At 50.5% G+C, this 24502-nt stretch carries 18 protein-coding genes; 8 read left to right on the top strand and 10 right to left on the bottom strand.

Annotated features, from left to right (window positions below; translation table 11 throughout):
* Position 1: 1 nt before the first annotated feature.
* The 3 genes from ACGHM3_RS12100 to ACGHM3_RS12090 all read left to right on the top strand — a co-directional run bounded on the left by ACGHM3_RS12100 (position 2) and on the right by ACGHM3_RS12090 (position 3373).
* The gene (locus ACGHM3_RS12100) at positions 2 to 1057 is read left to right on the top strand and encodes a sugar phosphate isomerase/epimerase (protein ID WP_345428349.1); all 1056 of its coding nucleotides are present in this window, start codon (positions 2 to 4) and stop codon (positions 1055 to 1057) included.
* Between the two features lie 132 nt (positions 1058 to 1189).
* Entirely contained in the window at positions 1190 to 2053 is an 864-nt protein-coding gene (locus tag ACGHM3_RS12095) for a sugar phosphate isomerase/epimerase family protein (RefSeq protein ID WP_345428347.1), read from the top strand.
* 30 nt (positions 2054 to 2083) lie between these two features.
* Complete coding sequence (locus tag ACGHM3_RS12090; protein WP_345428344.1) at positions 2084 to 3373, top strand: MFS transporter; 1290 nt, start codon at positions 2084 to 2086, stop codon at positions 3371 to 3373.
* A gap of 139 nt (positions 3374 to 3512) precedes the next feature.
* Here the strand turns inward: ACGHM3_RS12090 and ACGHM3_RS12085 are convergent, their stop codons facing one another.
* Both ACGHM3_RS12085 and ACGHM3_RS12080 read right to left on the bottom strand, forming a co-directional pair.
* On the bottom strand, positions 3513 to 4511 hold the full coding sequence (locus tag ACGHM3_RS12085) for a LacI family DNA-binding transcriptional regulator (protein ID WP_345428342.1): 999 nt from the start codon (positions 4509 to 4511) through the stop codon (positions 3513 to 3515).
* Between the two features lie 101 nt (positions 4512 to 4612).
* Positions 4613 to 6091 carry a nucleoside hydrolase-like domain-containing protein gene (locus ACGHM3_RS12080; RefSeq protein ID WP_345428340.1) on the bottom strand — a complete coding sequence of 493 codons (1479 nt, stop codon included), beginning with the start codon at positions 6089 to 6091 and terminating at the stop codon, positions 4613 to 4615.
* Positions 6092 to 6219: 128 nt separating this feature from the next.
* Here ACGHM3_RS12080 and ACGHM3_RS12075 point away from each other — a divergent pair, with 128 nt between their 5' ends.
* Complete coding sequence (locus ACGHM3_RS12075) at positions 6220 to 7113, top strand: helix-turn-helix domain-containing protein (protein WP_345428338.1); 894 nt, start codon at positions 6220 to 6222, stop codon at positions 7111 to 7113.
* Between the two features lies 1 nt (position 7114).
* Here ACGHM3_RS12075 and ACGHM3_RS12070 read toward each other — a convergent pair whose 3' ends face one another.
* The 3 genes from ACGHM3_RS12070 to ACGHM3_RS12060 form a co-directional block, all read right to left on the bottom strand.
* Positions 7115 to 8173 carry an alpha/beta hydrolase gene (locus ACGHM3_RS12070; protein ID WP_345428335.1) on the bottom strand — a complete coding sequence of 353 codons (1059 nt, stop codon included), beginning with the start codon at positions 8171 to 8173 and terminating at the stop codon, positions 7115 to 7117.
* Between the two features lie 186 nt (positions 8174 to 8359).
* The gene (locus tag ACGHM3_RS12065) at positions 8360 to 8734 is read right to left on the bottom strand and encodes a glycosylhydrolase-like jelly roll fold domain-containing protein (RefSeq protein ID WP_345428333.1); all 375 of its coding nucleotides are present in this window, start codon (positions 8732 to 8734) and stop codon (positions 8360 to 8362) included.
* A gap of 93 nt (positions 8735 to 8827) precedes the next feature.
* Positions 8828 to 9175, bottom strand: coding sequence for a glycosyl hydrolase (locus ACGHM3_RS12060; protein ID WP_345428331.1), 348 nt, complete (start codon positions 9173 to 9175; stop codon positions 8828 to 8830).
* A gap of 580 nt (positions 9176 to 9755) precedes the next feature.
* Between ACGHM3_RS12060 and ACGHM3_RS12055 the strand changes: the two genes are divergently transcribed.
* Together ACGHM3_RS12055 and ACGHM3_RS12050 are read left to right on the top strand one after the other, a co-directional pair.
* Entirely contained in the window at positions 9756 to 12767 is a 3012-nt protein-coding gene (locus ACGHM3_RS12055) for a glycoside hydrolase family 78 protein (RefSeq protein ID WP_345428328.1), read from the top strand.
* Between the two features lie 42 nt (positions 12768 to 12809).
* A complete protein-coding gene (locus ACGHM3_RS12050; protein WP_345428326.1) occupies positions 12810 to 13643 on the top strand; it encodes a DeoR/GlpR family DNA-binding transcription regulator in 834 nt (277 codons plus the stop codon).
* Positions 13644 to 13770: 127 nt separating this feature from the next.
* On the opposite strand, the gene rhaI is transcribed toward ACGHM3_RS12050, so the two are convergent.
* Positions 13771 to 15063 (bottom strand): L-rhamnose catabolism isomerase, encoded by a 1293-nt coding sequence (gene rhaI, locus ACGHM3_RS12045; protein WP_345428324.1) that lies wholly within the window; start codon positions 15061 to 15063, stop codon positions 13771 to 13773.
* Positions 15064 to 15094: 31 nt separating this feature from the next.
* Positions 15095 to 17287: a bifunctional rhamnulose-1-phosphate aldolase/short-chain dehydrogenase gene (locus ACGHM3_RS12040; RefSeq protein ID WP_345428322.1), complete on the bottom strand. Its 2193-nt coding sequence runs from the start codon at positions 17285 to 17287 to the stop codon at positions 15095 to 15097.
* A gap of 303 nt (positions 17288 to 17590) precedes the next feature.
* On the opposite strand from ACGHM3_RS12040, the gene ACGHM3_RS12035 reads away from it, so the two are divergent.
* Entirely contained in the window at positions 17591 to 19252 is a 1662-nt protein-coding gene (locus ACGHM3_RS12035) for a nucleoside transporter (protein ID WP_345428319.1), read from the top strand.
* Between the two features lie 128 nt (positions 19253 to 19380).
* The gene (locus tag ACGHM3_RS12030; RefSeq protein WP_345428317.1) at positions 19381 to 20748 is read left to right on the top strand and encodes an FGGY family carbohydrate kinase; all 1368 of its coding nucleotides are present in this window, start codon (positions 19381 to 19383) and stop codon (positions 20746 to 20748) included.
* Positions 20749 to 21006: 258 nt separating this feature from the next.
* On the opposite strand, the gene gorA is transcribed toward ACGHM3_RS12030, so the two are convergent.
* The 3 genes from gorA to ACGHM3_RS12015 all read right to left on the bottom strand — a co-directional run bounded on the left by gorA (position 21007) and on the right by ACGHM3_RS12015 (position 24436).
* A complete protein-coding gene (gene gorA, locus ACGHM3_RS12025; RefSeq protein WP_345428315.1) occupies positions 21007 to 22374 on the bottom strand; it encodes a glutathione-disulfide reductase in 1368 nt (455 codons plus the stop codon).
* Positions 22375 to 22528: 154 nt separating this feature from the next.
* Entirely contained in the window at positions 22529 to 22789 is a 261-nt protein-coding gene (locus ACGHM3_RS12020; RefSeq protein ID WP_345428313.1) for a hypothetical protein, read from the bottom strand.
* Positions 22790 to 22816: 27 nt separating this feature from the next.
* Complete coding sequence (locus tag ACGHM3_RS12015) at positions 22817 to 24436, bottom strand: methyl-accepting chemotaxis protein (protein WP_345428310.1); 1620 nt, start codon at positions 24434 to 24436, stop codon at positions 22817 to 22819.
* Positions 24437 to 24502: the final 66 nt, after the last annotated feature.

Genomic DNA, 24502 nt, shown 5'->3' with positions numbered 1-24502 from the left:
CATGGCATCCATAAAAGGGCCTGCAATTTTTTTGGCGCAATTTGCCGACTCTAAAGCACCGTTTGATACTTTAGAAAACATTACCAAATGGGCCGGTGACTTAGGTTACAAAGGTGTACAGATCCCCACTTGGGAATCCAGCCTAATCGATTTAGAAAAAGCCGCGAACAGCACAGAATACTGTGAAGAGCTAAAGGCAACCTGCGCGAAAAATGGCGTAGAGATCACCGAGCTGTCTACCCACCTGCAAGGGCAACTGGTTGCGGTGCATCCAGCCTACGATGAGTTGTTCGATGGGTTTGCGCCACCTGAATTGCGCGGCAAGCCAGAAGAACGCCAAAAGTGGGCGGTCAATCAACTGCTGTTAGCGGCCAAAGCCAGTGCAAACCTAGGCCTCAATGCCCACGCCACTTTTTCTGGTGCGCTACTTTGGCAAACCGTTTACCCGTGGCCACAGCGCCCGGCGGGCTTGGTAGAAGCCGGTTTTGCTGAACTGGCCAAGCGCTGGCTGCCGATTTTGGATGCCTTTGACGAAGCCGGTGTCGATGTCTGCTACGAGATTCACCCCGGTGAAGACCTGCACGACGGCGCGACCTTTGAGCGCTTCCTAGAGGCCACCAATAACCACCCGCGTGCCAACATTTTGTACGATCCAAGCCACTTTATTTTGCAGCAGTTGGATTACTTGCAATTTATCGACCTGTACCACGACCGCATTAAAATGTTCCACGTAAAAGACGCCGAGTTCCGCCCCAATGGTCGCAGCGGTGTTTACGGTGGCTACCAGGGTTGGCAGGACCGCCCCGGACGTTTCCGCTCTTTGGGCGATGGCCAAGTAGACTTCGCCGGTATTTTCAGCCAGTTAACCAAACACGGTTACCAAGGCTGGGCAGTGCTGGAGTGGGAATGTTGTTTCAAACACCCCGAGGACGGCGCCCGTGAAGGCGTTGATTTTATCAACCGGCATTTGATCCGCACGGCAGACAAAGCATTTGATGATTTTGCCGGTGGCGACACTGACGAAGCCGCCCTAAAACGTATTCTCGGTATCGACTAACGCGCAAATACATTTACATCTAGAGCGCTAAAAAATAACAACAAGGGTGAGTTTTAGGGAATTCATGGTGGCCTCGTGCTGAAACAAACGAGGCCACAAGAAGTTCCCTACCACCTAATAGGCCAACAGATTATGAGCGACAACAGAATAAGTATCGGCGTCAATGGTTGGGTGTGGACCTCCCCCTTCGACACCTCAGCAGTACACCTAATCAAACAAGCCCACGAAATCGGCTTTACTACCTTCACGGTTCCGGTGGAGGAACCAGAACTCATTGATGTCGCAGCGATTAAATCAATGGTTGCGGAATATCCGATGGAGTTAGTGGTTTCTGGGGCCTACGGCCCTACTCGGGATTTAACCCATGACGACCCTAAGTTTAGGCAAGAGAGCTTAGACTACATTGGTAAAACCCTGTCCATTTGTGAGCAGTTGGGTGCCAAACATTTGGTTGGCCCGGCCTACTCCGCTGTGGGAAAACGCCGCCAAATCAGCGCCGAGCAAAAACAACGCGAGTGGGAATTAGCCGTTAAGGGGTTAACCCAGGCGGGAAAAATGGCAGCCGACCACGGCGTGGTTATGGGAATAGAGCCTTTAAACCGATTTGAAACCGACTTAATTAACACCTCAGCCCAAGTGAAGCAGCTGGTTGGCGATATTAATTTGCCATCGGTGAAAATCCATCTCGATACCTTCCACATGAGTATCGAAGAACAGGATGTATACCAAGCCATTGTTTCTGCTGGCGATGATTTGGTTTACGTCGATACCAGCGAAAGCCACCGCGGAACACCCGGCGAAGGCTTAGTGCATTGGGATAAAATCGCTAAAGCATTAAACGACATTGAATACAGCGGCGCCTGCGTGATTGAAACTTTTACGCCTGCCTGTGAAGCCATTGCCGATGCCGCCGCCATCTGGCGACCTTTGGCCCCGTCGCAAGACCACATCGCAGAACAAGGCTTTAAATTTCTATCCGCTCTTTTACATAGTTAAAACAAACAACAATAACAATCGGAATTACCTATGAACAACGACCACATTGATCGCCGGCTGCTGTATTTTGTTGGCAACTTATCCATTTTTATGATCGGTTTGGGGTTTGCGGTTCGCGCTACCATCGCCCCAGATTTACAGCGAGAAATCTACGATTTAATCGACATTGCCAATTCGGCTTCCATGGTGGGTGAAGCACTTGGTGCCACCTTTACGGGCTTTGCGCTTACGTTATTATTTGGCAGTGCACTGGTGGATTTCATCGGTATGAAGCGCATGTTATTGCTATCTGCCGTGGGCTATATTTTAGGCGCCTGCGGGTTGTACGTGGCAACCATTATGCCCGCCACAGGCGCGGTGCAGGCTATTGTAATGGGCAGCTTACTGCTTACCGGCCTTGGCTGGGGCGCGGTAGAAGCCGCCTCTAATCCCATGGTAGCGGCCCTCTACCCTGAGGAAAAAACCCACCGTTTGAATATTTTGCACGCCTGGTGGCCGGCGGGTATTGTGATTGGCGGCCTGCTTGGCCTCGCCTTTGCCAAAATAGGCCTACCCTGGGAGCTCAACTTGGTACTGCTGATCATCCCTGCCATCGTGATGGCTGCGCTGGTAATTAAAGCCGAGTTCCCGGTTACTGAACGCGTCGCCGTTGGTGTGAGCTACGGCGATATGTTAAAAGAACTGTTCCGCAAACCTCTGTACTGGGTATTTTGGTTGTCCATGTTCTTTGTTGCAGCTTCCGAACTGGCGCCGGGCCAATGGGTGAATATTGCGCTCTCCAATATCGTGGGTATGCAAGGCATTTTACTGCTGGTCTACGTCAGTGGTTTGATGTTTGTCATGCGTCACTTTGCCGGTGCCATTGCCAAGAAAATATCCTCAGTGGGTTTGATGTTTGTGTCGTGTATTTTTGCCGCCACCGGCCTCTACATGCTGAGCCTGGCAACCACCCCGATATTAGCGTTTGCCGCCGCCACCGTTTGGGGTATTGGCGTTTGCTACATGTGGCCCACCATGCTGGCGATTACCGCCGAACGCTTCTATAAAGGTGGCGCCCTGGCATTGGGCCTAACCGGTTTTGCCGGCGGGCTTGCGATTCAGTTTGTGTTGCCGATGATGGGCCGGGTATTCGATGAAGCCAAAGCCGAAGCGGCCGGTGGTGTTGATCAACTAAGCCTACTATCTGGTGAAGCACTGGATGAAGTTATTCGCTACGCCTCTGTTGAGTCTTTCCAAACCGTAGCCGTGTTACCGCTGTTTTTACTGCCGGTATTCGGGCTTATTTGGTTATTCGACGTGCGCAAAAAGAAAGCGGCATAAGGATCCAGCATCGCCGGGAAATGCTTCCTCCCGGTGATAATTTGGTGTGTTGTGCGGAACAGGGACGTACCGTTTTTTTTAACACCACTCATTTAAAAGCGAGCGCACTCTGCGCTCGCTTTTTTATTCAGTGGAATTTTTACTGAGTGGATTTACGGATAATTAAATCGTGTGGCAGTACGATGGTTTCTGCCGATCCTTTGCCATCTAATAATTGCAGCAACAACTGCATGGCCTTGGCCCCTATTTCGCGTCGGGGTTGGTGTACGGTAGTAAGTGGTGGGTAACTGAATTTGGCGATATTGATATCATCAAAACCGGCGATGGCGATGTCATCCGGCACGGACAGGTTTTGATCCCTTACCGCGTGTAAAGAGCCGATGGCCATTTCATCGTTAGCACAGAAAATCGCCGTGGGCAGCTGCTCTCTTTGTAAGAGTTGCTTGGTGAGTTCGTAGCCGGTTTCCATGGTGAAATCACCGTGCATTAACAGGGCTCTATCAAAGGTTTTGCCAGCATCAAGTAAAGCTTGCAGGTAACCATCAAAGCGCGCTTGGCATAGAGGAGAATCCTCTGGGCCATTGATGAATGCAATCTTGCTGTGGCCCTGGCTAATCAGGTGCTCGGTCATTTCACGCGCGGCAAGCTCGTTATCAATAACAATACGCGGCAGTTTTACTCGGCCGTGGTATTCACAAGCCATAACCAAGGGCGGCCAATCTGCAGGTGGGGCGGTGACGTTCTCGTCAATATCGAAGGGGATGTGTGGCCCTAGGCATATCAGCCCGTCGGCGGTTCGCTGTCGTACCAGCTCGGTGTACGCCTGCTCGCGCTGTGTTTCATTCTGGGTATCGCCCAAAAGCACCTGATACCCAGATTGCACCGCTGCCTGTTCAATCCCCTGCACTACCAAGGCATAGAATGGATTGCCAATGTCTGGCATTAGCACCACAACCGTATGGCTGCGCCTGCGCCTAAAATTGCGCGCCAAAGCATTGGCCACGTAACCACTCTCGGCTACGGCGGCCATAACTTGTTCTCGAGTGGACTCAGCCACAGCCTCGGGTTTAGACAACGTCCTTGAGACTGTGGCAACGGACACCCCGGCCAGCTTGGCCACATCCTTAATCGAAACCATCGTTCAACCTAGCGAATCATAAGCCGCCGATTGTAACATAAGCTTAGCGAACGAGGGATTGCCCGTTTATTCCACACTCACACTGTTGAATTGTTGAGCAGCTACTCCCCAGGTGTGGTCTCGAACACCACTCTGCGGTAGGACGTTAACGCCGGCTTACCGTTATCGGTTACCGCCAGGATGACATGGGCAGTGCCCTGCTCGCACTTTCTGTCGTAGTGGAACCAACCATCTCGGCAAACGGTGTTAATCGTCACTTTAGTTTTCGCCTTATTGGAGGGTTTCACCTGCACATCGCTTAGCAGCACATCGACGCCTGCGCCGGCTTCAGGATAGGCAAACCACTGGTAGCGCAGTTTGTCGCCATCAGGATCTTGGCTGCCGCTGGCGTCCAGCTCGATGGTGTCGCCGGCGTTTGCCTTTATAAAAATTGTGTCTTTACTGCTATCGCCATTCACAACCAACGTTGGATGATGATTGGCCGAGGCATAGTCTTTCACCGTCCATTGTATGCGGGCGGAAAAATCGTGCTGAAAGTGCTCTCGCCAGCGCCAAATGGTGGCGTGGTCAGAGACATAGGTATCGCCGTCCATGCCAACCACGGCATCCTGTGAGGTCATTCTAAAAAAGGCGTCGCCGCCCTGGGTCCAAATTGGTCGTGTCTCTCCGTAGGGTTGGCGATAGACGTAACGCCCGCTCCAGCCGCCCCAGCTAGGGCTCTCGTGACTATTTAATCCGTTGCGAATCAAACCCAAAAAGGCCGGCGTATCGCCCTCCATAATAAAATCGTATTCCGGGTAAAGCGCACCCAACGGCCCATAAGCCCGAATGTTTTTCTCCAACCACTCGTTGGAAACGGTAGTGAAATCCGCACCTTTTCCGTTGCGGTAGAATTCGTCGCCGCCAATACCGGTCCAAGTGGCAGAACGATACTCTTCACCGTCCGGTGACGACGGCTTTACCACGTAAAACAGGTTGGGAAAATGTTCACGGATCCAAGGGCCAGCGTCATCTTGATCGGAGATCGAGTACACCCTCAGCTTGCTAATGAAGTCACTTAGCTGCTGCGCAGACCGCGTTTTCTTAACCTGCTGCAGGGCTTCGGCCAATGTATTAGCACCGCCCCAAACGCTTACCCACAAGGGCCTTTGATCTGGCATATCCGCCGCGGCGATCAAAGACCTGGCGCCATCAGACAGCGGCTTGTCGGCTATGCCATCCATACCGTAGCCGGTATGCCCACTGTGAACCGCACTGTGTAAAGCGTCAGCCGTGGGCCAACCTTGCGCGTGCAGCAGCAAATTGGGCCGCGTCTGGCCGTAGGCATCAATCAACTTATGGATGGTTTGTGGGTTGGTTTTATCCTTCAGCCAAGTCGACGTGGTGGCCACCACTGCCTCCAAGTCGATCTCGTTGGTGTACATCAGCAGTCGGGTGAACGACATTTGATCATCGGGCTCATTGCCCATGTCGGTAAGCACAACGACGCGGGATTTCGACTCTGAAACTTGCTCCGCTAGGCCCTCAGAGGCGTAGCTTAGCGCAACCGTTAGCAGTGTGATGCAAGCAGGGATTCTCACAGGCTTGGTACCTTTGTTATTGAAGTTTGCCGTATTGGCAGGCTAGAGCAAACTTATTGTATCGTTAGATGCTCTAACCATAGGTTATTAGTATTTCATCGCTACGGCGCATAATATAGCGCTATTTTATGCCAACGATCTTACGGGCTATGCAGAAAAACTTATCGAATTCTAAGAAAGTTGATTATTTTGACCCATCGCGAGAGCCTTTAACGCCCTATGGCTTAAGTTGTGTGCAGTGGCAACCCAGCGTTATGACACAATACGACCGGCATAACGAAGTAGAGCTTAATTACTTAGCCGATGGTGAAGTCACCTACCAGTTTCATCACCGACAAGTAACGTTACTCGAAGGCAGCTTGGCCATTTTTTGGGCCACCACACCCCACCGCATCACCGCTCACAGCGACACTACCGAGTATTATGTGGCCACCATCCCTTTGCCGTTGTTCCTCGCCTGGGACCTACCGGTAACCCTGAGTAACGCTTTACTGGGCGGCCAAGTTATCCAGGATACAGCGGGCTCGTCGGCAATCGACCTGGCGCGATTTAAATCATGGATGGTGGATTTATCGCACAACCGCGAAGATATTAGCCGCGCCGTGTTATTAGAAATGCAGGCCCGCTTGCTGAGAGTGGAACCCCAAGCCTACGCCAACAGCAACGCCCTGTCTGCTGGCCAAAACCCGGATAAAATTGAAAAACTATTAACTTTTTTGAACCAAAACTACACCGAGCCACTTACGGCCTCGGCCATTGGTGGCGCCGTTAATCTCCACGCTAACTACGCCATGAGCCTGTTCAAACAAAGCTTGGGCATTACCATTACGCAATATTTAACCCATTTACGTGTTGCCCATGCCCAACATTTATTACTGGCTACTAACGAACGAATTTTGGATATTGCCGCACATTCAGGGTTTTCGTCCTTAAGCCGGTTTAATTCGGTTTTTAAGCAAGAGCTTGGCGTGTCCCCTAGGGCTTACCGAAGCTCTAGGGGATTGGAAATAAAACAGGATTAGACTATTGCGTGAAGGCACGTTCTAAGGCGCGGTCAACCGCCGCGTGGAAACGCTTGGAGTCCGGTGCATCAGGTACATCTGTTTGGAAACCATGATAACCCCCAGGCAACACAAATAACTCCGTGGACACGCCCGCCCTTATTAGACGGCGCGCATATTCAATGTCCTCGTCGACGAATAAATCAATGGAGCCGACGCCAATAAACGTTTCTGGCAAGCCGGCAAGGTTTTCCACACGTGCAGGCACCGCGCCCTCCGGCACCTTATCGGAGCCGGCGGGAACACCCAACAGCGAGCTCCAACCAAACCGATTGGCGCTGGCAGACCAGGACAAATAACCCATCCAATCTGGCTGCGGCGCGGTGGAGCCGGTTCGGTCATCCAGCATTGGGTAAATCAGTACCTGCGCTTTTAATGAAATTTCACCTCGTTTACGCGCCTCCAGCGCCAACATAGCGGCATGGCCACCACCGGCACTGTCTCCCATCACCACTAGGCGATCTCTATCCACACCCAACTGCTGAGCGTTGTCATTCACCCATTTTAGCGCGGCATAGTTATCGTACAGTGATCCGGGAAACGCCGTCTCTGGGGCTAGGCGATAATCCACGGTCACCACCACGCAATTGTGCTTCTCGGCGATGGCCTGCATAGACGGTACAGACGCCTTTGCGGTACCCAAAATATAACCCCCGCCGTGGGTGTGAATGATCGCCGGCCGCGGTGCGGAAGCATCAGCGTCTGCGTTGATAACATAGACATTCACATCGGGTTGCCCGGTCAACCCCGGTAAGGTTTTGGCCTCTGCCTTGGGCGCATCCAAAAATGGCGTTTCCCAGGACTTTGTGCCCTCGCGTATTTTGGGTAAGGTTTCTGCGCTGAATTCCATAGCGCCGAAGCTGCCCTTGCGCTTTTCCAACGCTGGGCGGTAATCCGGAGCAACGTAATCCATTGGGTCTTGCTTATAAATTTTCTCAGCACCGGCACCGAGACTCCACACCAAGGCTGAAGATACCGCCACCATTGATACGCATTTACGAACAACCTTTGTTCCATTCACAAACATCTGCCTTCCTCTCATTTATTGTTATTGGTTTTTTAAAATAACCGGCCCTAGTAAACCCGATGTTATTAACGGTGCGTCTGGACGGTAGGTTTTAATCGTTGTGTAGGTAATTTTCTCGGCGTTTGGCTGTAGATCGCGTATAAGCCTGTTAACCCAAAGATTGGCTACGCGAACTTCTATTTAGTTAGCGCCTTGGCGCAGATAGGCGCCTACATCTAACTCGCAGGGCGCTTTCCAAACAATGCCAACGGGCTCGCAATTAATTAATACCTCGGCGATATCAGCTACCTTACCTAAATCCAACACAACGCGGTCAGATTTTGGTAGCACCTCCAACTCGAACTGTTTCCTATAGGTAGCAACCCCGGAAAAATACCGAATACCATCACCTGAGTACTCGGTAAAAGATTCCAGCTCAGTACTGGCCACCGACGCCGGCGCGCCACGAATTGATTTGAAATCCATAGACCAATCGCCGTTTAGCTCGAGTAACGGGAACTCCTCATTTTTGTTAAGAGTAACCGACTCGTCCTGCGCTGTGTTAGATAAAACCACAAAGTCCGATTCGTGCCCTTCAAAGCTTAAGTCAACCGATGTTGAAGCTTGGCCGTTTGATTACTAATTAAGCTAATTGCACCAACCTGTTCGCTACCGAGATAATGCTGTTTTTCTACCGATCGGGATTTGGACGCGCCGATGGTTTTCCTCTGAGGTTGGCAACAAAACTGCCTTTGATTCACAGGCAGTTATAGATACTTCGCTCCCCATCAGCTTCTTAATAGCATCTTGTATCGGAATACAGAGACCGTCAGTCTCACTCCAACCAAGCGAGGCGGCAATGTCAAGCCCTAGATTAAAATATGATGCTTGTGGCACAGAAAATTTAAAAGCGCTGCGCGATAACGTCGACATATTAACCAACCGCTGTTCAACAATTTGTAGCGTTAGCAAAGCGGCATCAAAATTTTGTAGCCCACCAATACCAATTCGGTTCATCCAGGCAGATCTTTGGTGATACCCTCCTATGTGATGTTGCCATTCATCCGATGCCACCACACCAGCGGCTTAGATTCGTTGGGAGGCGACCGAAAACCTTCCCGCAGCACTTCTCGAGTGCTGGTTTGCTCACTCGACTGGCTGAGGATACCGCAGGAAATTAAAACACCGCTCAGGGAGCAAACAGTAAAAAGGCAAACGAGTAGTCTTTGAACAATTGAAGGTAGGAATATTTTCATAAGGCTGACGTAATTTATTCTAATGGTCTCGTCAGACTAGCCGCTCAAAGTTAAATTAAGCTGAATTTTTCTGGTAAGTGTTCCTTACAGATGAGGCCTAAGTTCTGCATTGAAAAGCTCAATACTGTTAACACCCATGTACCAACTTTGTATAGCCGGCAGAAATTTTCAACACAAAAAGAACAACCAACTAAATAAAGCGTTACTGACCAATAAATCCAAGCCAACAACCTTAACCTGAAGAAAACATGCTAACCGCTGATGATTGTTATTGCAATATTTTGATTCCACAATAAACTAAACGATCATTATCAATCACAATATAATTACAGGGTAAGCCCATGCTAGCTAGAACAGCCCCTGCTGCCGTGCTTGTCGCAGCCTCAGGTTTCACACTCGCAGATACACTAACTCCCACAAACCTCACCGTAGAGTACGCAACAACCCCTATTGGTATTGAAGCCGCTACGCCACGCTTAAGCTGGCAGAGCGAGTCTGAGGTGCGCGATAGCCTACAAAGCGCCTATCAAATCACTGCAGCCTATTCTGAGGCTGATTTATCGGCTAACAAATCCATCTGGGATACCGGTAAAGTCAGCTCTTCCGATTCGCTATTTATCGACTATACCGGCCCAAAGCTGGGTTCTGGCGAGCGCGTCTACTGGCGAGTAAAACTCTGGGATAAAAACGGAGACGCATCAGATTGGAGCTCCCCTTCCTACTGGGAAATGGGCCTGTTAGCACAGAGCGACTGGCAACCAGCTCAGTGGATAAAATCCACCAACGCGGCTGAAGAGTCTGAAAATCGGCCGGCGAGCTTGTTCAGGGGCAAACTCACCCTAAAAGATGAAATAGAGTCTGCCCGTTTGTACGTTACCGCCCAGGGCCTTTACGAAGTAGAAATCAACGGCCAAGCCATTACTGACCAACTCTTTACACCCGGCTGGACCAGCTACAACCATCAAATTCAATACCAAACCTACGACGTTGCAGGTTTTCTCGCCGAAGGTACCAACACCGTAGCCGCGCAACTGGCAGACGGCTGGTATCGCGGCTACCTGGGTTGGTCTGGCCAGCGCAATATCTACGGCGACGAAACGGCTTTAAAAGCCAAGCTTATCGTAACCTACGGCGACGGCAGCAAAGTTGAATTGGGCACCGATGAAACCTGGCTAACCAGCAATTCAGGCCCCATCCGAGGTTCTGATATTTACAACGGTGAAACCTACGATGCCCGGCTGAGCAACAAGGACTGGAGTGCCGCCAATTTTGACGACAGCGCTTGGCAAAATGCGCAAATTAAACCGGTGAAAAGCGTAGAATTAATTGCACCGCAATCACCTGGCGTACGAGCGCAACAAGAGCTAAATCCGAAAAAAATCAGCAAAGCGCCAGACGGTTCCACAATCGTGGATTTTGGCCAAAATTTAGTGGGAGTCCTACGATTACAAGCTAAAGGCGAGGCCGGCCATACTGTTACTCTGCGCTACGCCGAAGTACTGGGCCCAGAGGGTAATATCTACACCGATAACCTTCGCGCGGCTAAGCAAACGGACCAGTTTATTTTGGCCGGCGCCGGTGAAGAGTCGTTTACGCCCAAGTTCACCTTCCACGGTTTTCGCTACGTCGCCATCAATAATTATCCTGGCGAACTCAACGAAGACAACATAACAGCCATTGTTGTGCATTCCGACATGGACCGAACCGGCCACTGGCAGAGCTCGGACGACCTTCTTAACCAGTTATACAGCAATATCATTTGGGGCCAAAAAGGCAACTTTTTAGACGTGCCCACCGACTGCCCGCAGCGCGATGAACGCCTAGGCTGGACCGGAGATGCCCAAGTATTTGCCGCGACTGCCGCACTCAATATGAACGTATCCGGCTTTTTTGCCAAATGGTTGGACGACTTGGCCACAGACCAATTGGACAATGGCAGCGTGCCATTTGTTATTCCCAATGTGCTGGGCGACCAAGACAGCGGCACCGCCGGCTGGGGTGATGCCGCTACGGTAATTCCCTGGGAAATGTACCAAGCCTATGGCGACACTAAAATCCTGGCTAACCAGTTCGACAGCATGAAAGCCTGGGTGGACTATATGGGCAGCCAAGCTCAGGAAGATTTGATTTGGCGACCTGTATTTCAATTCGGCGATTGGCTCGCTCCGGTAACCAATCCAATGACAGCCACAACCTACAAAGCCATTACCGGCGTAGATTTGATCGCTACGGCCTACTATGCGCACTCGGCTAACTTGGTGGCCCAGGCCGCCGAAGTGTTGGGCAAAAAACGCGAAGCCAAAACCTACAGCAAATTGTTTAACACTGTAAAAAACGCCTTTTACAAAGAGTTCTTCACCGCCGATGGCCGCGTCGTCTATGAAACACAAACCGCCTATGTGCTAGCGCTTGCCTTCGACCTAGTGCCTGAAAGTAAGCGTGAGGCCATCGCCAAACGGCTGGATCAGCAAGTCCAGCAGCACGGTGATCACTTAACCACCGGCTTTTTAGGCACACCGGACTTGTTGGCAAGCCTTTCATCCGAAGGCTATTACGATCGCGCCTACGCCTTACTAACGCAAACCACCTACCCCTCTTGGTTGTATCCGGTGACCTTCGGCGCCACCACCATTTGGGAACACTGGGACGCCATTCTCCCCGATGGCACCTTCCAAAACCCGGAAATGACCAGTTTTAATCACTACGCCTATGGCGCCGTGGGCCGCTGGATGGTAAACGAGGTTGCGGGCCTGGATCGCAATCAACCGGCCTACAAACAAGCTCGCATTGCACCCAAGCCTGGCGGCGGCTTGCACAGAGCGCAAGCTTCACTGCAAACTCCCTACGGCCCACTGGCTTCCCAATGGCATTTTGATGGTGATGAATTTACGCTGGCGGTGACGGTTCCAGCCAATACCTCTGCCGAGGTGGTTCTGCCGAACGCCGCCAACGTGCAAGCCAGTGAATCGGGTAAGGCCATCAAAGATGCTGAAGGCGTTATCAGCACCAAGACCCTAGGAGAAGACCTGGTATTGACCATTGGATCCGGTAGCTATCGCTTTAGCTATGAGAGCCACGATCTATCCCGCCAGGCGTCAAATCTTGCAGTATTGGACGAAGCAACGCCGATGCAAGCTCTGTTGGCCGCACAAGAGGTACAAGCGTTACTCAAAGAAAGTGCGCCGAGCTTGCTGGCCCGAGACTTCAAATACATGTCCATCGCCGGCAAAACGCTAGCGCAAGCCGCAACCGACTTCCCAGAACTCGCCGGCCCTCTAGGTGAAGTTAGCCGTAACCTGGAGGATATCAACACCCAACGCTGGCAAGGTTGGATAGCTAAGCATAAGCAATAAGCACTGGCGGCCTAGTGGTGAAACGCATCAAAATCGAGCATAATGATGCGTTCACCTTTTTATTCAGTCAGTTTGGATTACAGCGTGCTTGAGAAACAGCGACACCAAGTTATTTTAGATCTGCTTGCACAGCATCATTTCATCAGCGTTTCCGCCCTTACCGAGCAGCTCGAAAGCTCGGAAGCAACCATTCGCCGAGATCTAATAAAACTTGCCAAAGATAATAAACTGCGCAAAATTCATGGCGGTGCCGAAGCAATGACTACCCAAGCCAGTGCCTCAGCACCCAAGTTGAATAGCTCGCAATTCCTCCTCGATAAAGAAAAACACAAAGCCACCAAGCGTTTAATCGCTAAAAAAGCGGTGGAGCTGTGCAACGACGGCGACTCAATTATCATCAATGGTGGCAGCTCCACCTACATGATGGGAGAGTTTCTTACCAGCCGCCATATGAACATTCTCACCAACTCTTTCTACCTTGCAGAAGACCTGGTCGCCAACAGCGAAAACCGGGTGACGCTGCCCGGCGGGGAAATCTACCGCAAGCAAGGTATCGTGCTCAGCTCCTTCGATAACGACATCGTACAGTACTACCACGGTAGCAAGATGTTTATGGGCACACCGGGAATTGGCGAATACGGGGTAATGGAATCGGATCCGTTGTTGATTCGATCCGAGCAAAAGCTGCATAAGCAGGCCGACGAACTAGTGATACTTGCAGACAGCTCTAAGATGGGAAAAACCAGTAATTTGATTGTGGCGCCGCTGGAAAAAATAGACGTTTTAATTACGGATTCTAGAGTGGAAGATGCCTTTGTGACGATGTTTGAGCAAGCTGACATCACCGTTCACGTCGTGGAATACTGCGAAGATTAAATCTGGCGAAGAATAGAAAAGCGATGATTAAAAAGATTCAAATCCCTTTGAAATAAAGTCAATCAACAACACAAACAAATCAATAAACGTTAATAAGGGTAGCTATGGCTACCCTTATTTTTTCGCTTTAAACAATACCAGAACCACTGTGGCCAGAAGACGGTCGCTTCTCGCCAGCCGCAGCGCGGTAGCCGCTTTCACGATAGGTGGCAATCGGTGCAATAGCGCCGCCATTACGCACACGGGCCATGGCTAAAATGGGCGCCACATCCAAGTTAAACGCCGCTTTAAGCGTATTTGCCGCCATAATCGCGTCATTACTGTCTTGGAAGCCGTACAATGCATCGCGGTCTACCAGCAGTGCTTTAACGTAGGAGCGCTGCACCTCTTCGGCAGAGTTCATCAGGCTTTCGATGGGGTCGGTAACATTGTGAGACTGATCCAACATATAAGCTGGATTGAAGCCTGGCTGGTTACGATGCTCGGCATCCACCAATTCGTTAAAAATTAAGAATTGCTGGAATGGATGCAGAGAGCCGCTGTCCAGATCATCATCGCCGTATTTACTGTCGTTAAAGTGGAAGCCAGCCAATTTTTGGAACTGGATTAAGCGCGACACAATCATTTCAATGTTCACGTTGGGCGCGTGATGGCCAAGGTCCACTAAGGACTTAGCTTTTTCACCCAACTCCATGGCGCACAACACGTTAGTGCCCCAGTCTTGGATCACAGTAGAGTAAAACGCCGGCTCAAACATTTTGTGCTCAATAAACATGCTCCAGTCATCGGGCAGCGCGTTATAGACCTCCTTGGCGCTGTCTAGGTAGCGCTCTAGCTGACGCTGAAAATGCGATTGTCCAGCAAAGTTAGAGCCATCACCAATCCATACAGTGAGTGCGGTGGAACCCAGGGTTTTACCCCACTCGATACACTCAATATTGTGCGCTACGGCCTGCTCGCGGGTTTGCGGGCAAGTATTGGTTAAACTGCCGTACTTATAGGAGTGCTCCTGCCCCGGCTGATCCTGAAATGTATTTGAATTAACAGCATCAAAACCCAGGCCTAGGTCATCGGCAAAACCTTTGAGCTCGGTAAAGTCAGAGACTTTATCCCAAGGGAAATGGGGTGAGACTTTTTCGGTACAGCGCACCATTTGGTTGATGACTGAGCAATCTTCCAGTTTTTCAAAAATATTGCGCGGCTCACCAATACCCGGGAAGCGAGCAAAGCGAGTACCACCGGTGCCAGTGCCCCAGCTGGGCACGGCAACCTGAAACTTAGCGGCTTGTTGAGTGACGGCTTCGATATCAATACCGCTGCGCTGTAACTTTGCGCCTAGGTGATCGTAATCTTCCTGTAGCGCAGGCATCAAAGATTGATTCTGTTCAGCTACTAGCGATTCATTTATTAGTGTTTTCATAGTCGTGTCTCTTGTTTGTAGCCTAAATTAATTACCGCAAGAACGCTTCGTGCAAACCGCCATCCACACTGATCACTTGGCCGGTGGTTTTGGACAGCTGACCGGATACCAGCAGATAGGCTGCTTCAGCTTGGTCGTCGGGTGTAATGGGTTGCTTAGTCAATGTACGTTGAGCATAGAAGCTTGCCAATTTATCACGCAACGCCTCGGTTGATTCACTCTCATCAAATGGCAAATCGTATTTGCTCAAAGAGGAAATAACCCGATCGCGTGGGAACATGCTGCTGCCCTGCACTACCGTTGCTGGAGCCAAACCATTGACATTAACCAGTGGCGACAAAGTCACGGCCAGTTCACGCACCAAATGATTAGCTGCCGATTTACTGGTGTCGTAGGCTAAAGAGCCTTTTTTAGAAACCGCCGCGTTAACACTGGTAGTCAACACCATAGCACCGGGTAGGTTCTGCTTTTGCCAAATGGTTTGGGCTTCGCTACCAACCACGTAACCGCCCTTGACGTTGACATCGAAACTCTTTTCAAAAATCTTATCGTTGCGATCAAAATCGTCACCCTCGGCAATAAACACACCCGCAGTAACAATCACTTTGTCGATACCACCGTAGGCAAGAATCACCTGAGTAAACATGTCCTGGACCGACTGGCGATTGGTAATGTCCACTTGCGCGGCAATGGCCGGACCACAAGCCGAAATACCACTACCAGATACCCCTATGCCCTGGCCGTAAATATCGGTAAGTTCCTTGGCGGTTTGCTCGGCTTTTTCCAAACCGATGTCGGCACACACCACGTGGGCGCCCTCTTTAGCCACACGCATGGCAGTAGCTTTACCGATACCGTCGCCGGCACCAATCACGACCACAACATCCCGTGCCAAAGTTTTTTCCGGCGGCATTCTTTGCAACTTGGCTTCTTCCAAAGCCCAATATTCGATATCGAAGGCTTCTTGGGCCGGTAGCGCCGTGTATTCAGACACCGCCTCGGCACCACGCATCACCTCGATGGCACAGTTATAAAACTCCGCAGTAACACGGGATTCGCTCTTGTTTTTGCCCCAAGCAATCATGCCTACGCCGGGGATCAACACTACGGTTGGGCTTGGGTCGCGCATGGCAGGAGAATCGGCGTTGCTGCACTGCTCGTAGTAGGCTGCGTAGTCGGCGCGGTATTTTTCTAGGCCGGCCTTAAAATTCTCTACCAACTGCTCGTAGGAATCGTTTTGAGGGTCGAAATCCACATACAGCGGCTTAATTTTGGTACGCAGGAAGTGATCCGGACAAGAGGTGCCCAACTCTGCCAAGCGAGGTGCATCAACGCTATTCACAAATCGCAGAGTCGCCTCGTCGGTTTGTACGGTGCCAATAAATTTCACTTTACTGGAAACCAATCCGCGCGCTACAGGTAGGAAGTCGCGCAGTAGCTGGGTACGTTTATCGTCCGCAAGGCTTTGATATTTTTGGCCACCAAAGGTCACTTCACCTTTATCATGCTCTTCAATAAATCGCGCCGCGGTTTCAATGACCCAAAGCGAGGTTTCGTAACAGGATTTGCTTTCAGAAGACCAATTGGTATGGCCGTGCTGGCCCAATAAAATACCCCAGGCTTCTGGGTTGGCGGCGTAAATATTTTCGCACTCCTTCGCTGCTTCCCAACCAGGGCGCATCCAAGGTACGTACAATAATTTGCCACCCCACACCAGCTCCGTTAGGCGCTCTTGATCTTTACAAGAAGCAATGGAAATAACCGCATTAGGATGCAGGTGATCAACGTGTTTCTCGTCGATCATTGAATGCAGCGGCGTATCGATGGAAGAGGCGCGAGGATTTAAACAAAAGTTACAATGCTTAAACATGCCCACCATGCGATCTTCGCCGGCAGACTTATAGCCTTTGTCCTCGTAATTTTGATAAACGTCGTCTAACGCTTTCAACTTGTCTTCATAGAGCGAAGAAAAGTTCTCTTTGGTAGAGGTGCGCAAATCACCGCCGGAGCCTTTCACCCACAACACCTCTACGGATTCGCCCGTTAGCGGGTCGGCTTCCATGATTTTAGCCGATGTATTACCTCCACCGGTGTTGGTAATGCGCTGGTCTTCGCCCAATTTATTAGAACGATAAACCAGGTTTTCAACCGGGCTTAGCTGGTCAGCGACATCGTCTTCCCATAGGTAATTTACGTGGCGGTAATCATCTGGCTTGTAAGGCATAGAAACCTCTCCTGATACGAGTTGCTCAATGGCGACATTTATTAGTGTTTATTAAGGTAAAGATGTCAGTGCATGCAAAGCTTTGAGCCTAACCGAAATACTACCTGGTTAAGCACGGTCCGGGCCCCGGCTCTACCTTTCTGACGACACCTTCCCTAGTCTTGGTGGCTATGCTATCGCCCACCACAGTCATTTTCAATCATTTTATTTCATTTTATTGCATTACCAAACAGCAATGGTAGACTAGCCCAACAATGACACGGCCCTGCGGCTACCTAATAAAAACAAGCAAACAGAATAATTATGAGCGCGACAGAATTTGACCGTACTCCGGTCCAACCCAATCAACTCCAACCAGCCCGTCATTTTGCCGCCAGCTACGCCGGCGAGCATGCAGCAGGCACTGAATTTGTTATCGGCGCTACCTTTGTAGCCTGGGGTGTAGGCACTTCGGATATTCTCTGGGGGCTGATATTCGGCAACCTTTTAGCGGTTCTAAGTTGGGGGCTAATATGTGCGCCCATCGCGGTAAAAACGCGATTAACTCTCTACGCCTACCTAGAGAAAATCACCGGCATAAACACAGTACGCTTATACAGCATTGTGAATGGCATCATGTTCTGCGTGTTGGCCGGTGCAATGATCACTGTATCAGCCTCAGCCTTCAGAGAGCTGCTGGATTTACCACCCCAGGTTCACTGGTACCCTACTTCAATTGGCTTTGTGGCCATCGCCCTGATTGTAGGCGTTGTAGTAGCAGCTATAGCCACCCAGGGTTTTGGTGTGGTGGCTAAATTCGCTGAGGTTTGCGCGCCCTGGATGGTATTGATGTTTTTGGTGGGCGGAATCGCTCTGTTACCTACGTTGGTTGCGCAGACACCTGGCGTAGAAAGCATCTCCAGCTGGAGCGACTTTAAATTGATTGCTGATACGCATATTTGGCGTGATTCTCAGGGTGAGATGGGCTTTTGGCATGTGGTCGCATTTGCTTGGATTTGTAACCTAGCCATGCACGGCGGCTTGGCGGATATGACTATTCTGCGTTTTGCGAAAAAATCCAGCTACGGTTATTTTTCAGCCCTGGGCATGTACATCGGCCATTTCCTAGCTTGGGTTTGCGCCGGTATTATGGGCGCGGGTGCTGCATCAATCCTCGCCACTACCGTAAGCGCGTTAGACGCCGGTGCTGTTGCCTATCAAGCGTTAGGGCTGGCCGGCATTATTGCGGTAATTATCGCCGGTTGGACCACCGCCAACCCAACCATTTACCGAGCAGGCCTAGCGTTCCAATCACTTAAGCCTAGCTGGTCTCGCAAAAAAGTTACCTTCGTCACCGGCATCGTAACAACGATTATTGCTTGCTTCCCCTTTGTGTTTACCAAACTGCTCGACTTCGTCGGTTTAATGGGCTTGATTCTTACCCCAATAGGCGCGGTCATTTTCACAGAGCATTATTTATTCCCCAAATTTGGCTTAACGCGCTATTGGGTGAAATTCAGTAACCGCCAAATTAGCGTGCCCGCCTTGGCGACATGGATACTGGCTTTAGTCTTTTCAGCAATATTAAATGTTCTTGGGGTTCACCTGTTCTTCTTATTGGTACCGGCTTGGATATTCACCATGGTGTGTTACACCGTATTAGCCCGCAGCGTGGGAGCAGCAACGGCTTACCCGGAAGAAACCCAAGCGGATAACGCCGCGCAAGAAACTAGGCAACAGGCCGAGCAACAGTTTTTGAGTGACAGCGTAGCGAGCGGAGACACCAACCACCAAAAACACAGCTTATCTACGCCACTGTTCAGCTTGTGCATTTTGTGCCTGATAACGTGCTTCGGCTTGTCCATAGCAACCCTAAACGGTGGCCTGACTCTGGAGCAGTTCAAACAGGCCTTGATATGGCCGACACTGGTTTATTTCGGCGCTGCCATTGCCAATATCTCTTTAGGATCGCGTCAACCGGGTTAGTTTTCGACAGAACCTGTAACAAATCTGTGTCAGCTTAATCTGGCACAGATTTAAACCGCAAACCTAGCAACGCTAGACGTTCGAACACCCACAGTCATTTTCTTTTCAATATTAACGAGCAGCGTCCTATGGCCAGTTTTATTTTCGATATCGGTAAAACCAATATAAAAGCCTACGTATTGGATGAATCCGGCAACGAATTGTGGTCGCGTGCCAACGAAAACACCAGCAACGATAACCCGCCCTATTTGCATATAGACGTAGAGAATATTTGGCAATGGCTATTGCAGAGTTTAACGCTGGCCGCCAAGGAATTTACCATTGATGCGATCAACATCAGCACCCACGGTGCGTGTGCGGTCTTGATCGATAGCCAACGCGAGCTGGCGTTGCCGGTGATCGACTACGAAGCCGAGGCACTCAACGAAAACGTTGACGAATACCTGGCAATAAGACCCGGCTTTAAACACACCCTCTCTCCCAACCTGCCCAGTGGGCTTAATTTAGGCCGGCAACTGTGGTGGCTAAAGGCAAATTATCCGCAACAGTTCAAGCAGGCCTCTACAATATTGATGTACCCGCAATATTGGGCGTGGAAACTCTCCAGTATTGCCGCCACAGAACGCACCTCGCTGGGCTGTCACACAGACCTGTGGCAGCCACAGCAAGACTCCTACTCCAGCCTGGTGGACGCCTTAGAAATAAAAGCGTTGTTCCCCAAACTGGTAGACAATTATCAACCTCTTGGCACGGTCACTGAGGAAATCAGCCAGCTAACGGGCTTGCCAGCCAACTGCTTGGTGTTCCCTGGCGTGCACGATTCCAACGCCAGCTTAGCCAGCCACTTGTTTGGCCGCGCCGATAGAGCGCTCACAGCGGTATCTTCGGGGACTTGGATTATTACCTTGTCCACCCAAGCAAAACTGGACAATCTTAACGAGCAACAAGACATGCTGGCCAATGTGGCTGTAACCGCCAAGCCAGTAGCCTGCGCCCGATTTATGGGGGGAAGAGAATTCGACCATATCTGCAAGGTTACACAAACAGACATCAGCAAACCATTGGATGTTAACGACCTGCAAACCGCAATCAATTCTCAACAGATGGTATTACCTGGCTTTGTGCCTGGCTGCGGACCACTGCCTAACCGAACCGGAGAAATTCCGCAAAGCGCGGAGTGCGGTAAAGCACTCGCCACCCTGTATACAGCGTTGATGATCGACTATGAATTAGACCTACTGGCGGCCCAGGGTGATATCTACTTTGGCAGTACAGGCCATAAAAATAGATTACTGTGCGAAGTGCTGGCGCAATTGCGACCAAAGGAATCCATGTTTATCGCCAACAAAGCCTCGGGCACAGTGCACGGTTGTTGGGCCTTAACGCGTTGGGATAAGCCGGTAATCGCCGAGGGCGATTACGACGCCGTGGTACCAGCCAAGCTAACTGGCCTAGACACGTACAAAGCGCGCTGGCGTGAAACCCTGAACATCTAAAACAGGCCATCTAAAACAAATCACCCTAAAACGGCCGTATAAACACGGCCTTTTAAACCCGGCAAAGGAAAAGCCGTACTTGTTGTTGCAAGTACGGCTTTGTAAAACGTTAAATAAAATGCAAATCATATTGGTTAGCTAAATTTCATCAAAAAAAACCCTTATAGCATTCCAACTTCGGCAATTACCGAAAGTGCTGGGCGCCACATCCTTGTGTTACCTATCTGCTTATCTATTTAAACAGCATTGGATAGCGTTTTAGGATTTGGAAATTACCTCACTAACCTCGCGCATGGTTACCCACTCTTCGGCTGCCGTTGGGTGAATCCCAATGGTGCGGTCAAAGTCTGCTTTGGTTGCTCCGGCTTTAATGGCGATACCCAAACCTTGTACCATCTCTCCGGCATCTGCGCCGACCATATGAGCACCGATAACTCTATCGGTTTTACCATCTACCAATAATTTCATCATAATGCGCTCGTTGGTCTCACCTAGGGTAAGCTTCATTGGTTTAAAGCTGGAGCGATACACTTTGACCTCATCGTATTTTTCCACCGCCTGCTCTTGCGTCAGCCCCACGGTACCAATGGGTGGCTGGGAAAAAACCGCCGTGGGAATATCGGAATAGTCGATGTCTTTTTCGCGCTCTCCGTAGAGATGATCCACCAAGACCATCCCCTCGGCCAAGGCCACCGGCGTTAGCGCCACTCGATCAATAACGTCGCCTAACGCATACACGGAAGGAACGCTGGTTTTAAAATTGCCGTCGACTTTAATGGCGCCGTTTTTATCCATCTCAACACCGGCCTGCTCCAAGCCTAGATTGGTGGTTTTTGGCTTGCGACCGGTGGCGTACATTACGCAATCGTACTCGCTGCTGGAACCGTCGTTAAAATGTACAGTTAAACTCTGTTCGTGCTTTTCGATTTTTTCCACGTCTGTGTTAAACCGTGTATTTACGCCTTTATGAACAATTTGCTCGGCCAGGAACTCACGCACCTCTTGATCAAAGCCGCGTAAAAACAGTGGGCCACGGTAGGCCAAATCGGTGTGTGCGCCTAGACCTGCGAAAATACCCGCAAATTCGACCGCAATATAGCCGCCGCCAACTACCAATACTCGCTTGGGGAACTCCTTTAAATAAAACACTTTATTGGAATCAATCACGTGCTCTGCACCGGGTATATCAGGCACAAATGGCCAACCGCCCACGGCCACCAAGATAGTCTCGGCGGTGTGTTGCTCGCCATTGATTGCAACGGTATGTCCGTCCACCAAGGTGGCTCTACCGTCGATAACCTTAACACCGGCGTTATCTAACATGCGTTGGTAAACGCCATTCAAACGCTCGATTTCTTTGGTTTTGTTATCGCGCAACGTGGGCCAATCAAAACTGGGCTGCTCTACCTGCCAACCAAACGATTTAGCGGTATGGAAATCCTCGGCAAAGTGGGAACCATAAACGAATAATTTTTTGGGAACACAACCCACATTGACGCAGGTGCCACCGAGGTAGAGTTCTTCCGCCACGGCCACTTTTTTACCTTTGGCTGCCGCCATTCGACTGGCACGCACCCCGCCAGACCCGGCGCCGATAACAAAGAGATCAAAATCGTAATTGGACATAATTGCTCCAGCGGCAATGGCCGCTCTTTAGAGTTTTCTAATAGAGTTGCTCAAACTCAGCTGGTGTGTTTTGACAGCTGATTCAAGAAAGGTTCACGCGGTGGTTCCACGCAGAATGAGATCAGGATAACGACGGGTGGGGGGATCGATCCAGTTAAACTTTTATATCGAGCTTATTGCATCGACGCCGATCTCGGCCGGAGCGCATATCAAGATACTTGCGTGATACCGGCCGACCGTCGCGTCGATCCCGGCCGGACCGCCGCTCGTGGGTATAGACGGGCTTGAACACCACATCGGCCCCGGCGGAGCCTGCGTCCGACTCGGCGCTGGCAGGGGCTTTGCCCACCGCGGGCTTGCGATTTACATTGCGTAATGGCCTGGTGTATATGCGTTTTGGGTAGATCGGTTCCATGGATCGTAATAACAGTCGTTACTCGCTTTACACACGGAACTGCAGCGCTACCTTTTGCAGTTGATCTGCCAAATTTTGCAGATTGAAGCTGAGCGAATTAACGCGCTCAGTATTTTGCTCTGCGGAGCGAGAGGCGTCTCTCATTCCTAATACATTTTGCTGAATATCGTTGGCAAAACGCTGCTGAGCTTCCGTGGCCTTAGCGATTTGTTGGTTCATGTCTGTGATTGAGGTTACCTTGGCCGTGATCGCCTGTAAAGACGCGCCAGTGGCGCCGGCTTGGTCCACGCTCTTCTGAGCCTGTTCTTTTCCTTGGGACATCACGGTAACCGCCGATTGCGCAGCGTTCTGTAGCTGCTCAATGACCTTTTGAATCTCGTGGGTGGATTCCTGGGTACGCGAGGCTAGTGTGCGTACTTCATCCGCCACTACGGCAAAACCCCGGCCCTGCTCCCCTGCCCGCGCAGCTTCAATGGCGGCATTAAGGGCTAGTAGGTTAGTTTGCTCTGCAATGCCTTTAATTACGTCCAAAATACCGCCAACGCTCTCGGTGTCGGATTCCAATTGCACAATCACTTCTGCAGCCCGTTCCACTTCTGCGGCTAGATCGTTGATCGACAACACGGTGTTTTGCACGATGGTGAGGCCTTCTTTGGCTTCCTTATCAGCATCGTTGGCCGCTTGCGCGGCGGAGCCGGCATTACCAGCAACATTGTTAACACTGCCTAGCATGTCGTCCATGGCTGCGGATACAACGTTGGCATTTTGGCTTTGATGTTGGGATGCCTGGGCCGTTTCTGACGAAACCGCATTTAGATCTTGCGCCACTTCGGACAATGGGGGAATGACACGCACCACCTCGCCGATGGTGGAATGCAGCTTCTCAACAAACACATTAAACCAACGCACTAACTCACCTATCTCGTCGTTACTGGTTTGCCTGATTCTGCGGGTTAGGTCGCCTTCGCCCTCGGCGATATCCTGCAACGAGCGACTGACGCGTTGCACACTTTTGGTCACCATCAATGCAATGCTTATACCAAAAAACATCAGTGCCGAGACGGTAATGAGGCCAATAATTATGCCCAAAGTAAGATTCGATTGTTGATCGTCACTTACCCGCTGGATGGTTTCGTTAAAACTCTCTAATGCAGAAACTTTAATGGCTCGTAATTGTTCCGCAGAACGTTCATTGAGCCGGGTTTTTTCCTCGGCCAAGCCAGACAATTGAGTGTAATCTACGGTGCCGTCAATCATGGAGCGGGTTAAATCCGATGATTTACGGAAAAACTCGTCCAAATTACGTTTTACACCCTCCAGTTGCGACGCAGCTTGTGGCTTTAATGCTGATTGTTCGGATAAATTCGATTTCAGCTCGCCGATTACCCCGTTAGCCAAAGTAAGCATATCCGCTTCGCCAGTGCTCGCGGCGCTGGCCATCAGCTCATTAGATCTATCCAGCAACACAATATTATTTTTTGCGTGTTCCAAAAACGGGAAAAGAACCGTTTGGATTTGCTCTAAACGCGCATTATTTTTGATGCCGGAATTAACAATCACCGCCAGATACACCATAAAACCAATGGTGCCAACCAGCGAAATCATCAAAATTTTGTATTTGATGCCAAGGCTACTCAACCAGTTCATTTACCCTCTCCATCATCGGTAGCATCGCAATGCACACTCCAATGAGGAATGGCACACCCTGTTCTA

Origin of the sequence: Halioxenophilus aromaticivorans, assembly GCF_042850945.1 — a bacterium.
In the GTDB taxonomy this organism is placed as follows: domain Bacteria; phylum Pseudomonadota; class Gammaproteobacteria; order Pseudomonadales; family Cellvibrionaceae; genus Halioxenophilus; species Halioxenophilus aromaticivorans.
This window is presented reverse-complemented; position numbering and strand designations above follow the sequence as displayed.